At 65.8% G+C, this 15,236-nt stretch carries 12 protein-coding genes; 4 read left to right on the top strand and 8 right to left on the bottom strand.

The annotated features are described in order from the left end of the window. Positions 1-16: 16 nt before the first annotated feature. Together E5554_RS22330 and araD1 are read right to left on the bottom strand one after the other, a co-directional pair. Positions 17-943 (bottom strand): Gfo/Idh/MocA family oxidoreductase, encoded by a 927-nt coding sequence (locus tag E5554_RS22330; protein WP_004208497.1) that lies wholly within the window; start codon positions 941-943, stop codon positions 17-19. A 4-nt stretch (positions 944-947) separates the two neighbouring features. Further along, positions 948-1,940, bottom strand: a complete 993-nt coding sequence (gene araD1 / locus E5554_RS22325) for an AraD1 family protein (RefSeq protein ID WP_136188133.1) — start codon at positions 1,938-1,940, stop codon at positions 948-950. A 231-nt stretch (positions 1,941-2,171) separates the two neighbouring features. Between araD1 and E5554_RS22320 the strand changes: the two genes are divergently transcribed. Further along, a complete protein-coding gene (locus tag E5554_RS22320; RefSeq protein ID WP_136188132.1) occupies positions 2,172-2,939 on the top strand; it encodes a FadR/GntR family transcriptional regulator in 768 nt (255 codons plus the stop codon). A 226-nt stretch (positions 2,940-3,165) separates the two neighbouring features. Here the strand turns inward: E5554_RS22320 and E5554_RS22315 are convergent, their stop codons facing one another. Then, positions 3,166-4,470 carry a sugar MFS transporter gene (locus tag E5554_RS22315; protein ID WP_004208494.1) on the bottom strand — a complete coding sequence of 435 codons (1,305 nt, stop codon included), beginning with the start codon at positions 4,468-4,470 and terminating at the stop codon, positions 3,166-3,168. Between the two features lie 125 nt (positions 4,471-4,595). On the opposite strand from E5554_RS22315, the gene E5554_RS22310 reads away from it, so the two are divergent. Beyond that, a complete protein-coding gene (locus tag E5554_RS22310; protein ID WP_136188131.1) occupies positions 4,596-5,744 on the top strand; it encodes an aldose epimerase family protein in 1,149 nt (382 codons plus the stop codon). A gap of 1 nt (position 5,745) precedes the next feature. Further along, a complete protein-coding gene (locus E5554_RS22305; protein ID WP_136188130.1) occupies positions 5,746-6,606 on the top strand; it encodes an SMP-30/gluconolactonase/LRE family protein in 861 nt (286 codons plus the stop codon). Between the two features lie 252 nt (positions 6,607-6,858). On the opposite strand, the gene E5554_RS22300 is transcribed toward E5554_RS22305, so the two are convergent. The 5 genes from E5554_RS22300 to E5554_RS22280 all read right to left on the bottom strand — a co-directional run bounded on the left by E5554_RS22300 (position 6,859) and on the right by E5554_RS22280 (position 13,105). Beyond that, positions 6,859-8,259, bottom strand: coding sequence for a HAMP domain-containing sensor histidine kinase (locus E5554_RS22300; protein ID WP_136188129.1), 1,401 nt, complete (start codon positions 8,257-8,259; stop codon positions 6,859-6,861). Further along, positions 8,252-8,938, bottom strand: coding sequence for a response regulator transcription factor (locus E5554_RS22295; RefSeq protein ID WP_136188128.1), 687 nt, complete (start codon positions 8,936-8,938; stop codon positions 8,252-8,254). The genes E5554_RS22300 and E5554_RS22295 overlap by 8 nt, the downstream gene beginning before the upstream one ends. A gap of 12 nt (positions 8,939-8,950) precedes the next feature. Next, a complete protein-coding gene (locus tag E5554_RS22290; protein ID WP_247594334.1) occupies positions 8,951-9,367 on the bottom strand; it encodes a PDZ domain-containing protein in 417 nt (138 codons plus the stop codon). A 52-nt stretch (positions 9,368-9,419) separates the two neighbouring features. Continuing rightward, the gene (locus tag E5554_RS22285; RefSeq protein ID WP_136188126.1) at positions 9,420-12,749 is read right to left on the bottom strand and encodes a glycosyltransferase; all 3,330 of its coding nucleotides are present in this window, start codon (positions 12,747-12,749) and stop codon (positions 9,420-9,422) included. 104 nt (positions 12,750-12,853) lie between these two features. Beyond that, entirely contained in the window at positions 12,854-13,105 is a 252-nt protein-coding gene (locus E5554_RS22280) for a hypothetical protein (protein ID WP_125997405.1), read from the bottom strand. Between the two features lie 227 nt (positions 13,106-13,332). Here E5554_RS22280 and E5554_RS22275 point away from each other — a divergent pair, with 227 nt between their 5' ends. Continuing rightward, positions 13,333-15,231 carry a potassium transporter Kup gene (locus E5554_RS22275; RefSeq protein ID WP_136188125.1) on the top strand — a complete coding sequence of 633 codons (1,899 nt, stop codon included), beginning with the start codon at positions 13,333-13,335 and terminating at the stop codon, positions 15,229-15,231. The last annotated feature ends 5 nt before the right edge of the window (positions 15,232-15,236 follow it).

Raw genomic sequence — 15,236 nt, 5'->3', positions numbered from 1 at the left:
TCTCTCCTCTCGAATGTCAGTCGTGAAATGCGTCGGTGGTTTCCCGCTTGCCGCGCAGGAAGGCGTCGGCAACCAGGCGCAGCGGGTCGGTATCGACATCGCTGCGGCCGCCGCGGATCAATGTGGCGAAGCGGCTGTAGAGGCCGGCATATTCGATATCCTCGCCATGCTCGGTGCCGCTGGGCAGCGACAGCACGGCGCCGCCATGGCTGAGCTTCAAGGGGCCGGCATCGGTCTCGACGATAATGTCCCAGCTTTGCGGGCCGGTCTGGCGCCAGTCGAGATCCATGTGGATTTCGGCGCCGGCGGTGTCGCGGAACAGCATGTCGGCGGCAATCGGCGCTGCGCGGTTTTCCGGCAGCACCAGGGTCGCGTCCTTCAGGAAGAAGGGGCGCGGCAGGATATGGGTCGCGATCGACAGGGCGTTGATGCCGGGGTCGAATACGCCGAGGCCGCCGGGCTGCCAGATCCAGGCCTGGCCCGGATGCCAGACGCGGACATCCTCGCGCCAGATGATCGACACCTTGTCGATCCGCCGCTCGGCGAGCCAGGCGCGGGCCGGAGCGACGCCGGCGGCAAAGCGCGAATGCCAGGCCGCGAACAGGCTGGCCCCGACCTTGTCGGCACGGGCGCTCAGTGCGGCCACTTCGGCCAGGGTCGCGCCGGGCGGCTTTTCCAGGAAGACATGGATGCCCTTGGCCAGGGCCTGCGCCGCCAGGTCGTAACGGACCTGGGGCGGGGTGCAGAGCGCGACCGCATCGACGGCCGGCCCCTGTTCCAGCAATTCGTCCAGGCTGGCATGGTGCGGCACGCCGTCCAGCCCGGCATCATGCGGGCTGACCGTCGCGGCAAGACTGAACGCGCTGTTCCCACGGATGGCGGGGACATGCTGGTCGCGTGCAATCTTGCCGATGCCGATGATCGCGATGCGGATCGGGTCCATCGCTTCAGAGCGCCTGTACGGTCACTTCGACAGGTTCGGCTCGCTTGAGCGCATTGCGCACCGGCAGGGTGAAGGGCGCGGCGATGATTTCGAACACGTCGCCTTCCTGCGTCTGCACGCCGTCGCTGAAGGACAGGGTGGCGGTGCCGAAGAAATGGACATGGACGTCGCCGGGGCGGCGGAACAGGTCATATTTGAAATGATGATGTTCCAGATTGGCGAAGCTGTGCGACATATTGCCTTCGCCCGACAGGAACGGCTTTTCCCAGATGGTCTGGCCGTCGCGCAGGATGCGGCTGGTGCCCTCGATATGCTCGGGCGGGGTGCCGACCAGCAGTTCCGGGCCAAGCGAGGCCTGGCGCAGCTTGGAGTGGGCGAGCCACAGATAATTGTGGCGCTCGGTCACATGGTCGCTGAACTCGTTGGCGAGCGCGAGGCCGAGGCGATAGGGCATGCCGTCGGAGCCGATGATGTAGATGCCGGCGATTTCCGGTTCCTCGCCGCCATCCTTGGCAAAGGCGGGCATGGTCAGCGGATCGGTCGGGCCGACGAGCTGCGAGCCGTCACCCTTGTAGAACCATTCGCGCTGCTGGCCGGTCTGGCCGGCGGCGGGCTTGCCGCCCTCCAGCCCTTCCAGGAACATGCGCATCGAATCGGTCTGCTTTTCGGCAGCGGCCGCTTCGCGGTGCATCTTGTCGCGACCTTCGGCCGAGCCGAGATGGGTGAGGCCGGTGCCGGTCAGCTGGATATGGGCGCCATCCTCATGGTCGATCGGGGCGAGCAGTTCGCCGGCCTCGAAAGCGACAGCGATGTTGACAGCATCACCCTTGCCTGCGGCGGCGACCGCTTCGGCCAGGCTGATCTTGCGGTCGATGGCATGCAGCGCGAGCGCGCGGATGCTGTTGAAACCGGGAACGAAATGGGCGGTGTCACCTTCGGCCGCGACCACGGACCGGACGCCGTTTTCGGCGCGGTGCTGCAACAGACGCAATGTCATGAAAAACTCTCCTCCCGCGCGCCGATCCATGGCGCTGGTATTGGCTAGACAATCCCGCTTTGCGCCATGCTGGCGCGCTGCCTGGAAAGGTCGGGCAATCAGCCGAATGGCGGCCGCCTTTTCCCTTTCCATCCCTTAATTACTCCGACATATTACAGGAAGATGGTAATGGCAATGATTGTCTTTTAAGAAGAGCCATGCCTGATGAGGGGCAGGCCGAGAGGAGCGTGAATGGAACAGGGGAAGCCGCCCGGAAATGGGGCAGGGGCGGACAATGGCGGAGGGGCGGCCAAGCCGACGCGCGGCCCCGGCCGCCGGCTGCATGGCGCGATCGCGCACAAGCTGGGCATGGCGATCTTGTCCGGCCAATATCAGCCCGGCGACACGCTGTCGGGCGAAGTCGCCTTTGCCGAGGAACTGGAAGTATCGCGCAGCGCCTATCGCGAGGCGATCCAGGTGCTGACCGCCAAGGGGCTGGTGGAAAGCCGGCCCAAGGCGGGCACGCGCGTGCTGCCGCGCAATCGCTGGAACCTGCTGGACCCCGAAGTGCTGGCCTGGGCCTTTGCCGGCGAACCCGACATCCAGTTCGTGCGCGACCTGTTCGAGCTGCGTGCCATCGTCGAGCCGGCAGCAGCGCGGCTGGCGGCGATTCGGCGCGACAAGGAGGATCTGCGCATCATGAAGGATGCGCTGACCGCGATGCGCCGCCATACGCTGGCGACCGAGGCAGGGCGCGCGGCCGACCGCGATTTCCACAATGCGATCCTGAACGCGACGCGCAATGATGCCTTGCTGACGCTGACTGCCAGTATCGGCGCTGCGGTCAACTGGACAACCCAGTTCAAGCAGCGCGCCCGTGCCCTGCCGCGCAACCCGATTCCCGACCATGTCCGCGTCTATGACGCGATCGCGGCGGGCGATCCGGTCGCGGCGGCCGAGGCGATGGGCGTGCTGGTCGACCTGGCGCTGGAGGACACGGCGAGCACGATGGGGCGCTGAGGCGTCTGACGAAAAATGCGCGGAAGAGCGCATTTGCAAGAACCGCACCAGCCTTCAAACGAGGCACGTGACTCGTTTGAACCCCACTCGGCCTCCCATCAGGATACCATGTCTGGGTGGCCGGGTGGGGGTGCGGGCCGGTGCGGTAGCTAACAAAACAACCTAAAGAAAAAGGCCGGGGTGGCGATCCACCCCGGCCTTTTCTGTTTGGGTCCAAGCCTGACGCTTAGTGCAGTTCCGGCTCTGGCAGCGCCTGCGTCGTCTTCGATCCCCACAGGGCGTAGAAGAGGACATAGAGTTCGCAGGCGGCGGTCAGCAGGAAGCTGGTCTGCAGGCCATAATGGTCGGCCATCCAGCCCTGCACCACGACCAGTGCGCCACCGGCAATCGCCATCACCAGCAGGCCCGAACCTTCTTCGGTCAGCGGGCCAAGGCCCTTGATGCCGAGGGTGAAGATGGTCGGGAACATGATCGAGTGGAACAGGCCGACCAGGATCAGCGACCACATGGCGACCGGGCCGGTGGTGAAGACGGTGACCATCATCACGATGAAGGCGCCGACCGAGAAGGCGGCGAGGACATGGCCCGCGTCGAACTTCTGCATGATCGCCGAACCGGCGAAGCGGCCGACCATCATGCCGCCCCACAGCAGCGACAGATAATTGCCGGCCTGCTCATGGGTCAGGTTGGCGATGGTGGGCTGGCTGACGAAATTGACGAACAGGTTGGCGACGCCGATTTCCGCGATCAGGTAGATGAAGATCGCCGGGATGCCGAACACCAGGTTGCGGTGCGACCAGAGCGAATGCTTCTTGCGCTCTTCCTTGGCGAGGCGCGAGGTGGCGCTGCCCATGGCGGGCAAGGGGAAGCGGGCGATGACGAAGGCCAGCACCACCAGCACGATCGCGACCAGCACATAAGGCAGGATCACCGACTGGGCGTCGGCCAGGCGTTCGGCCTGGGTCAGGACGACTTCACCCTGCGCCGTGCCGGCCTTCGACCGGCCGAGGATCAGATAGGCGCCGAACATCGGGGCCAGCATCGTGCCGGCCGAGTTCATCGCCTGCACCAGATTGAGGCGCGACGAGGCTGTTTCCGGCTTGCCGACGACCGCGACATAGGGGTTGGCGGCGACCTGCAGCAGCGTGATGCCGCTGGCGATCACGAACAGCATGACCAGGGTCACGCCATAGGAGGGAATGGAGGCGGCGACCGTCATGCCCAGCGCGCCGGCGGCCATGATCAGCAGGCCGATCACCAGCGACTTCTGATAGCCGACCCGCTCGATCAGCTTGGCCGAGGGAATCGAGGCGACGAAATAGGCGATGAACCAGACCGATTCGATCAAGGTCGTCTGGGTATAGCTCAGCTCGAACACGCTGCGCAGATGCGGCAGCAGCGTGTTGTTGATGACGGTGATGAAGCCCCACATGAAGAAGAGGCTGGCCAGCAGTGCGAGCGCGGGCCCATAACGCGTGCCGGGGTTATGCGTTGCGACCGGCGCAGCGCCTGAGGAAATCGGTCCTGCCATTCATCCTTCTCCAGTGCAGTTCCACTAGCTGACGAGACCGATCAAGGGTTGCGTCCGCTTATTTTGTCGGAGTATATCCCCCGTAACCGCCCGTCAATGGGCGTAGGTTTCACGAGAGGAAGTCCATGCGAAAGGTCGTCGATTTGAAAACAGCGCTGTCATACGCACTGGCCCTGTCGCTCGCAAGCGGCACGGCGATGGCGGCGGATGCCAGCCGCGCGCCCGCCGGCAAGCTGGCGGACGGCACCGCGATCGAGACGATCACGCTGAGCAACAGCCATGGCGTGTCGGCCAAGATCCTGAGCTATGGCGCAACGCTCCAGTCGCTGTCCGGCCCGGACAAGGACGGCAAGAGCGCCGACGTGCTGCTGGGCTATGACGATCTGGCCGGCTATGTCGACCATCCCAACTTCTTCGGCGTGACCGTGGGCCGCTATGCCAACCGCATCGCCGGCGGCAAGTTCAGCCTCGACGGCAAGGCCTATCAGCTGCCGCTCAACGACAAGGTCAATTCGCTGCATGGCGGCGGCAAGGGCTTCGACAAGCAGGTGTGGAAGGTCGTGTCGGTCAAGAGCGGCCCGGTCGCGACGCTGGTGCTGTCGCTGGTCAGCGCCGATGGCGATTCGGGCTATCCCGGCAAGCTGGACGTCACCGTCACCTACACGCTGGACGAGAGCGGTAATCTGGGCATCGCGTTCGACGCGAAGACCGACAAGCCGACCATCGTCAACATGACCAACCATGCGATCTTCGACCTGGGCGGCGAAGGCTCGACCGACGGCGCGCTGGGCCATGTGCTGACGATCCCGGCCAAGGCCTATACCCCGGTCGATGCCAATCTGATCCCGACCGGCGAACTGAAGCCGGTGGAAGGCGGCGTGTTCGACTTCCGCAATGGTCGCCGCGTTGCCGACGGCATTCGCGATGGCCATGATGCGCAGATCATTGCGGGCCGTGGCTACGATCATAATTTCGCGCTCGACAAGGGGCTGACCAAGACGCCGGGCCTGGCGGCGCGTCTGGAAGATCCGGCGTCGGGCCGTGTGCTCGAAGTGCTGACCACCGAGCCGGGCGTGCAATTCTATACCGGCAATTTCCTCGACGGCACCTTCATTGGCAAGAACAGCCATGTGTATCGCATGGGCGACGGCATCGCGCTGGAGCCGCAGAAATTCCCCGACTCGCCCAACCAGCCGAGCTTCGTTTCGGCGCGGGTCGATCCGGGCAAGCCCTATCATCACCAGATGGTCTATCGCCTGTCGGTGAAGCGCTGACATGACCGCCTGGCGCAAGATCGAACGCGGCGAGATCCGCGACACGCTGGGGGAGGGGACGCTCTGGTCCGCCCGTGAAAATGCGGTCTATTGGGTCGATATCCTGGCCCCGGCGCTCAACCGGCTGTCGCTCGACGATGGCCGGGTGTCGCGCTGGGCCATGCCCGAACCGCTTGGCTGGGTGGCCGAGCGGGCGCAGGGCGGCTTCATCGGCGGTTTCCAGAGCGGCTTTGCCAGCTTCACGCTGGACCCGCTGGCGATCACCCCGATCCATGATCCCGAACCGCATCTGCCCGGCAATCGCATGAACGATGGCAAGGCGGACAAGGATGGCCGCATCTGGTGCGGCACGATGGACATGGCCGAAGGGCAGGATGTCGGCGCGCTCTATCGCCTCGATCCCGATGGTTCGGTCACGGTGATGGACGATGGCTATCGCGTGCCCAATGGCCCGGCCTTCTCGGCCTGTGGCGAATGTCTCTATCATAGCGATACCGGCCGCCGGATCATGTATCGCTTCCGCCGCGGCCCGGACGGAACGATTCATGATCGCCAGCCCTTCATCACCTTCACCGAAGCCGATGGCCATCCCGATGGCATGACGGTGGATGCCGAAGGCTATTTGTGGGTGGCCCATTGGGGCGGTTCGCGGATCAGCCGCTTCTCGCCCGAGGGTAAGCTCGATCGGGCGATCGAACTGCCGGCCAAGCAGGTGACCAACATCACCTTCGCCGGTCCCGACCTCGACCGCATGTTCGTCAGTTCTGCGGCGATCGGCCTGCCCGAATCCGACTATGACGGCGCCTTTTTCGAGGTGGAATGCGGCGTGAAGGGCCTGCCGACCAATCTCTACGGCGGCTGAGGCAAGTCGATCGACGGAAAAGAAGCCGCCAGCCTGCAAGGGTTTGGCGGCTTTTTTCATGTCTTGCGGCGAAGCGTGCCAAATCCCTGTTGCAAGCCGGGCGGGATGGCGCTAATGGCCAGGACAACGTTGTCACCCTCCCTCTCCAATTGGGTGACGACGCTTCATCCCGGCCGATGGCAGGCGACTGCACGCGCTACGCTGTCGGCCGGGATGCGCTTTTCCCAAAAATCGCGAAAAATCGGGTGCGGCTCAGGCGTGGCGGCGCAGGCGCAATGTCGCGCGCAGGCCGGGACCGGCATCGTCCAGCAGCAACGCGCCATGATGGAGTCGTGCCACCGCCTCGACCAGCGACAGGCCAAGCCCCGATCCCGGCTTGCTGCGCGACGGATCGAGCCGACCGAAGCGCTTCATCGCCGTCTCATGCTGGTCGGCGGGAATGCCCGGTCCATTGTCGCTGACGCCGATGGTCAGCGCGTCGCCCTCCATCGCCGCATCGAGCGCGATCCGGTCGCCGCCCTCGGCATATTTGAGCGCATTTTCGATCAGATTGGCGATCGCCTGGCTCACCAGTTCGCGGTGTAGTGGGAAGGCCAGGCCGGCCGGCGCCGCGACATGCAGGGTGAAGCCGCTATCCTCGATCAGCGGGCCATAAACCTCGGCCAGATCCTCCAGCAGTTCGGCGATCACCGTGTCGCGCATCCGGTCGCTGCCGAAACCCGCCTCGGTGCGGCTGATCAGCAGGGCCGTGGAGAGCATCCCCTGCAAGGTTTGCGCCTCGCGATGCACCTTTTCCAGCGCGTCGAGCGCCTGGTCGTCGCGGGTCTGGGCGCTGGCCTGCTCGACCACCGAGAGCAGGCGGGTGACGGGGGATTTGAGGTCATGGGCCAGTCCGTCGGTCATCATCCGCAACTGGCTGACCAGCGCGTCGATCCGCTCCAGCATGGCGTTGATCGACAGGCCCAGCCGATCGAAGGCGTCGCCGCTGCCGTCGGTGGCGACCCGGCGATGGAAGGCGCCGACCGCGACCGCATTGGCGGTGTCGGCGATCGCCGAAATCTGCCGCGTCAGCACCCGACCGAGCAGGATCGCGATGATGAGGGTGAGCAGCAGGCTCATCAGGAAGGCGATGGTCAGCGCCTCCTCATAGATGCGGGTCAGTTGCAGGCTGTGGGACGTGACGATGCCGGCGAGCAGCCGCCCGCCATCGGGCAGGCGGGTGGTGCTGACGCCGATCGGTTCGGGCTGTTCGCCGCCGATGCGATAGAGTTCGATCGTGCGCCAGGGCGTATCGTCGGGGATCGTCGTCGGCCAGGCACCCAGATTGCCGGCAATGATGCGGCCCTGCGGATCGGTCAGCAGCAGCACGATCCGTTCGCTGCGCACCGTTGGCAGGCGCCGTTCGATATCCTGCCGTAACCCGGACGCGCCGCGTTCCCGCGTCACCCGCAGCAATTCGTCGCGCAGATCATGGACGGCATCGCGGTCGGCGGCGACGACGGTACGCTGGCTTGCCTGCTGCACGAACAGCAGCACGCCGCCGGTCACCAGGAACTGGCAGAGAAAGGCGAGCCCGACGAAACGGCCGATGGTCGACCGGGCAAAGCCGCGCCAGCCGGCCGCAGCCCCGGCCCGCGCCCCAGCCTCAGCCATCGAGGCCCAGGCGATAGCCCATGCCCCGCACCGTGTGCAGCATCGGCCGGTCGGACCCGTCGTCCAGCTTGCGGCGCAGGCGGCTGATATGGACGTCGATCACATTTGTTCCGGGGTCGAAATGATAATCCCACACGCCCTCCAGCAACATGGTGCGGGTGACGACCTGGTCGGGATGGCGCAGGAAATATTCGAGCAGGCGAAATTCGCGCGGTTGCAGGTCGATCGCCTTGCCCGCCCGTTTCACCCGGCGGGCAAGCAGGTCCATGTCGAGATCGTCATAGCGCAGGCTGGTGACAACCGCGGCGCTGCCGCCGGCCTTGCGCAGCAGCAACTGTACCCGTGCCAGCAGTTCGGCAAAGGCGAAGGGCTTGGTCAGATAATCGTCGGAGCCGCTGGTCAGCCCTTCGACGCGATCCTCGGGCGTGCCGAGCGCGGACAGGAAGATGACCGGCGTCTCGATGCTGGCGGCACGCAGCGCCTTCAGCATCGCCATGCCATCCATCGCCGGCATCATCCGGTCGAGGATGATCGCGCCATAGCTGCCGTCGCTGGCCAGGAACAGGCCGTCGCGGCCATTATCGGCCTGATCGACGGTGAAGCCCGCCTCGGTCATGCCCTTGACGATATAGGCTGCGGTGGCGGCATCATCCTCCACCACCAGAATCTTGTGGCTCATGCGCGCGGCCCCCTAATCTGGCGAACGGTCGAGCGCCACCATGCGGACGGCATCCTGATGCCGCAAGCCCAATATGAGATGGGCGTTGTCATGCTGGCTGAGATAGGCATTGGCCTGGTCCAGCGAGGCGATCGGCGTGCCGTCGATACGGATGAGGTCGTCGCCCACGGCGATGCCGGCGCGGGCTGCCGGGCCGCTCGATTCCATGCTGGTGACGACCAGGCCCGTGCCGGCCGGCTCTGCATTTTCCAGCGTCAATCCGGGCAGCAATTGGGCGCTGGCGCCCGACACGCTGCCATGATCCTCCGCATCGCGGCGGACATGCAGGAAGAAGGCGCCGCTCATCAACGCCGCACACAGCGCCAGCCCGATCAGCAGGCGGCTGGTTGCGGTCTTGTCTATGCGCGGGGCCTCCATGTTCCTGGCCATGTCCTGAGCTGTCTTTGCGGGTAGAATGGGCGAGGCGGGGTTGCGTGTCATGTTACACTTTGTTCATGCCGGGAGCCGCCGCAGCCGGCGTGACCGAGACGCGACCCGACCGCTCCAGCTTGCCCCATCCCACGACCCAGCCGCCAATGGCCGATGCGATCGCGCGCACCACCACCCAATACATGATCTGACGATAGACGAAGCGCTGGGCAACCAGCAGATGGGCGGGGTAGCGCACCTTGTTGCCGTCGAGCCGATAGGCCATCCAGCCGCAGGCAATATCGATGCCGGTGAACACCAGCCAGTAGAGCGCCATGGTCGCGACGTCGCCGCTGGTCTGGGCCCAGCCATGCTGCTGCACGCGCAGGATCGTCCCGGCGATCGACAGCAGCAGCGCCAGATCGATCAGCGGCGAGATGGCGGCAAAGACGATCTGGAACAGCCAGGCCTGCGGCATACCGACCAGCGCGAGGCCGGTCGGCTTGCGGCTGCGCAGGATGGCGGCATGTTTCCACAGGCATTGCAGCGTGCCGAAGGCCCAGCGATAGCGCTGCTTCGACAATGCCCTGAAGCTTTCAGGCGCCTCGGTCCAGGCGACCGCCTCGGGATCGAAGGTGACGCGCCAGCCGGCGCGCTGGATCGCGATGGTCAGATCCTGATCCTCGGCCAGCGTATCTTCGGGATAGCCGCCGACCGCATCCAGCGCCGCCCGGCGCCAGGCACCGACGGCGCCGGGCACCACCGTCATGGCGTCGAAGCCGGCGAGCGCGCGCCGGTCCAGATTTTGCGCGGTGATATATTCCAGCGCCTGCCAGCGGGTGACCAGATTGACCCGGTTGCCGACACGGGCGTCACCGGCCACCGCGCCGATCGCCGGATCGGCGAACCAGCGCGCCAGCCGCGCGATCGTGAGCGGCTCGAACTGGGTGTCGGCGTCGAGCGCGATCAATATCTCGCCGGTGGCATCCTTGAGGGCGCGGTTGAGCGCCGCCGCCTTGCCGCCATTCTGCAGCGTGAGCAGGGTGACGCGCGGATCGTCGGCAAAGGCGCGGGCGACGATGGCGCTGGTATCGTCCTTCGATCCGTCATCGGCGACGATCAACTGCAGTGCGGGATAGTCGCTGGCCAGCACGCGCCGCACCGACGCCTCGATAACCCGCGCCTCATTATAGGCGGGAATGATGACCGAGACGATTGGCTGATAGACGGGCGGGGCCGCGCGGTCACGCCGGGTCTGGAACCAGGCGAGGAAGTTCATCAGCAGCGCACGGGCAATGCCGAGCGAGATGGCGACATAGAAGATCCAGCCGAGCAGCGCAGAGATAACGGCCAAGGTGATGAACATGCCGACATCGACGCGCACGGCGGTCAGGTCGCCGGCACGGACTGGCGGCATCGCCGCGTCACGCGACAGGCCGGCAAGGCGCGACACCGGCACGAAGCGATAGCCTTCCTTCTGCAGGGTGGTGATGATCTGCGGCAGGGCCGCGACCGTCTGTGACCGTTCGCCACCGCCATCATGCAGCAGGATGATATTCCCGGACCGCTCGGCATCGGCGGCATGGACCTGATCGATCACCTGGCGGACGATCATATCGGTGCCCGGCCGCTGCCAGTCATTGGGATCGACGTGCAGGCCGACGACCGTATAGCCCGCCTTCTGCGCCGCCAGTGCCGGCCCCAGTTCATCCGCCGTGGTCGGTTCGGCGTCGCCGAAATAGGGCGCGCGGAACAGCTTCATGCTGCGTCCGGTATAGGCCTGGACCAGCCGCTGGGTGGCGTTGAGTTCGAGGCGCGTGCTCTCGTCCGACCAGGTGGCGAGGTTGGGATGGCTGTAGCTGTGGTTGCCGATCTCGTCGCCGTCGGCGACGATCCGCTGCAACAGGCCGGGATGCTCCAGCGCATTTTCGCCGATGACGAAGAAGGTGCCGGGCACATGATGCTGTTCCAGCACCGACAGGATCTTGGGCGTCCAGGTCGCGTCCGGGCCGTCGTCGAAGGTCAGCGCCAGCATCTTGGGTTGGGCGCCGCCGGTCCGCCGCACCTGATAGGGGGTGGGCAGGACATGATAGGTTTCGCGCAGGATCGTCCCCTGCGGGCCGAAGGCGATCGAGCGGCTGCCGTCGGTCGGCGTGGCGGTGATGCGCAATATCTCGCCCGATCCCTCGACATCGGTGTCGAGCTTGCTCGCGACCTGACGCAGGTCGGGCCGGCTGCCGTTGCGGAAGGCGGTGAGATCGGACCAGATGCCCGGATCCTCGCTGCCCAGCCGCCACAGCGCCACGCCCTGGATGCCGAGGCGGCGCAGCGCCTGCAACTCGTTCCAGCTGGCGGCGGCGTCGAGCATCCAGACCTGATGGCGATGGCCGTCATCATCATAGGCGAAGCCGGCATTGCCGCTGGCGGGATCGAAGCTGACCGGGGCGTCGCTGTCATGGGCGGCGAGCCAGGCCTCGTCGAGCGACAGGGCGTCGGCGCCGCCATCATGCCAGTCATAGGCATAGCTGCCGAGCGCGACGATGATGCGATCGCGGCCGATGCGGCGGCTGGCATCCTCGACCGCGCGGGCGAACCAGTCCTGCGCGGCGATCGGGCCGGGGGTGCCGCCCTGCCAATGCTGGTCATAAGCCATGAAGATGACATGGTCGGCGACTTGGCCAAGGCGCGCGAGCGGCCACTCCTCGCCGGCGGGGGCGGTGACCGCCAGCTTGGCGCGGGCGGGCAGGGCGCTGCGCAACTGGCGCAGGAAATGGAGATAGGCGGGCAGCGCGCCGGATGGCAGCGATTCAAAGTCCATCACCAGCCCGGCATCATGATGCGCCGCGACCGAGGCGGCGAGCCGCTGGGCGAGCTGGCGGCTGGCGCCCGGATTGGCGAGCAGGCGGGCGGTGCCGGCGCCGTTCCAGCCATGGGCATCCAGATTCTGGACCATCGGCAGCAGCTTGGGCGGTCGGCCCATGCTGGCGATCATCTGGTCGAGGCGCGGGTCGGCATGGAAACGGGGCGCGGGATCGCTGCCGGGCACGGTCACCAGCGCGGGCACGACCCAGTCGAGCTGGCCGACATGACGACGCAGCGAGGCGATGCTGCTTTCGTCATCGGGGACATAGAAGCCGACATTGAGCGGACGGGCCTGTGCGACATGGCCGGGCCAGCGCGGCAGCCATTTGGACAGGTCATGGCGCAGCCGCGACATGCCGGTCAGATGCGCGGCGCGTGGCTGGGGTAAAGGCAGCGCCAGGTCGCCTTCAGACGGGACGGCGATCAGCGTCGTCGCAAAGGCGATGGTGGCGGCGATGATGGCGCACAGCAGGGCGGCGAGGGCGCGCCGCGCCCAGATGCCGCGCCGGCCGGTGGGATCGAAGAAAATGGGTCTGGTCATGGCCTGTGGTCCGCGCGTCGCTACTCCTCTGCGACGATGACGCGGCAATAGGCCGGCCCGGCTTCCCGCCGGATGATCCCATCATGAAATCTTGGTCATGAACCTTATCGCGCGGTCCAGCGATCGGCCAGGCGCACCGGCTTCCACAGGTCGGGGCCCATCAACAGCAGCGCCATCCCGCCGCTGGCACATAGAAAGGCCAGCGCGGCGAGCGACAATTGGCCGATGGTGATCGCTGGATGGCCATGAGCGAGCGCGGCCAGGGCGCGCCCTTCGGGCCAGAGCGTGGCCAGCAAGGCGAGGCCGAGCAGGCGCAGGCCGATCTTCAAGGTCCAGCGGGGACGCCAATTATGCATCGCATGCCGCCTCCGTTGCGGCGGCATCGCAATTAAGCGGACGGGCATAGGGATGCGAGACAGGGAACCGGCAGATTGCGTAGGGATTTCATAGCATTTGAAGCTGATGCAGGCCGCCTGGGCCGGAATCATATGCGAAACATATGCCGGGGAGGGCAGACCCCTATGGTTTTCAAATGGCCTTTCATGGCATGGCGGCCCGATAGAAAGACGAAGGGCACGCATAGATGACTGAACAGGGGGATCCGGCCGCAGGCCAGGATCGCACGCCGCATGGCCGACCGGCTGCGCTTGCGCTCGGTGCGCTGGGCGTGGTGTTCGGCGACATCGGCACCTCGCCGCTCTATGCGCTCAAGGAAAGCTTCGTCGGCCATCACCCGCTGGCGGTCGATCCGCTGCATATCTATGGCGTCCTATCGCTGATCTTCTGGACGATGACGCTGGTCGTCACCGTCAAATATGTGTTCATCGTCATGCGCGCCGACAATGATGGTGAAGGCGGCAGCATGGCGCTGCTGGCGCTGATCGGCCGGCGCTTGGGGGAGACCCGCTGGACCCCGGCGATCGCGATGCTGGGCGTGATTGCGACCGCGCTCTTCTATGGCGACGCGATCATCACGCCGGCCATTTCCGTGCTCTCGGCGGTCGAGGGCCTGACCATCGTGCAGGCGAGCCTGGCCGATCTGGTGCTGCCGATCGCGATCGTCATCCTGATCGCGCTGTTCCTGATCCAGCGCTTTGGCACGGCCATGGTCGGCATGGCCTTCGGCCCGATCATGGCGATCTATTTCATCACGCTCGCCACCCTCGGCATCGCCAATGTCGTGCAGCACCCCGAAATCATCGGCATCGTCAATCCGCTCTGGGCGGTCCGCTTCTTCGCGATTGACCCGAAGCTCGCGTTTCTGGCGCTTGGCTCGGTCGTGCTGGCGGTGACGGGGGCGGAGGCGCTCTATGCCGATATGGGCCATTTCGGGCGCAAGGCGATCAGTATCGCCTGGCTCTATGCCGCCTTCCCCTGCCTGATGCTCAACTATCTGGGGCAGGGGGCGTTGCTGCTCGACAATCCGGCGGCGGCGCAAAATCCCTTCTTCCTGATGGCGCCTGACTGGGCGCGTCTGCCGCTGGTGATCCTGGCCACCATGGCGACGATCATCGCCAGCCAGGCGGTGATCTCGGGCGCATTCTCGGTTACGCAGCAGGCGGTGCAGCTGGGCTTCCTGCCGCGCCTGCGCATCCTGCACACCAGCGCTTCGGCGGCGGGGCAAATCTATGTGCCGCTCATCAACTGGCTGCTGCTGATCTTCGTCATCCTGCTGGTGCTGGGCTTTGGCAACAGCAGCAACCTGGCGGCCGCCTATGGCATCGCAGTGACCGGCACGATGGTCATCACCGCCTGCATGCTGGGCGTGCTGACCTTCAGCGTATGGCGCTGGCCACTGCCGGCGGCGGCGGGCGTCACCGGCCTGTTCCTGATCATCGACGGCGCCTATTTCGCGTCGAACGTGACCAAGATCCCCGATGGCGGCTGGTTCCCGCTGCTGGTCGCGGCGGTGGTCTTCACCGTGCTGACCACCTGGGCGACCGGGCGGCGGATCATGCGCCATTATCTGCGCGAAGGGGCGATGGAGCTGGACCTGTTCGTGCGATCGACGCTGGCCTCGCTCAAGCGCGTGCCGGGGACGGCGATCTTCCTCTCCTCCACCACCGACGGCGTGCCGCCAGCGCTGCTGCACAATGTGAAGCATAACAAGGTGCTGCACGAACGGGTCATCATCCTGACCGTGCGCACCCAGGGCGTGCCGCATTTGCCGCTGCAGGGGCGCACGACGGTGGAGGATCATGGATCGGGCTTTTACCGGCTTATCCTGCGTCACGGCTTCATGGAGGATGTGGATATTCCAGCGGCGATGAAGTCGGTCCACGACTGTGGCGGGCCGATCAGCGTCAAGGACACCAGCTATTTCCTCAGCCGCCAGACGCTGATCCCGTCGGAACGGCCGGGCATGGCGATGTGGCGCGAAAAGCTGTTCGCCTGGATGATCCGCAATGCCGAAAGCCCGATGGCCTTCTTCAACCTGCCGACCAACCGCGTCGTCGAGCTGGGGTCGCAGATCGAGATCTAAGGCTT

Source organism: Sphingobium sp. PAMC28499 (assembly GCF_004795815.1).
Lineage (GTDB): Bacteria > Pseudomonadota > Alphaproteobacteria > Sphingomonadales > Sphingomonadaceae > Sphingobium > Sphingobium yanoikuyae.
Note: the sequence above shows the minus strand (reverse complement) of the source record. Positions and strands in the feature narration are given on the sequence as shown.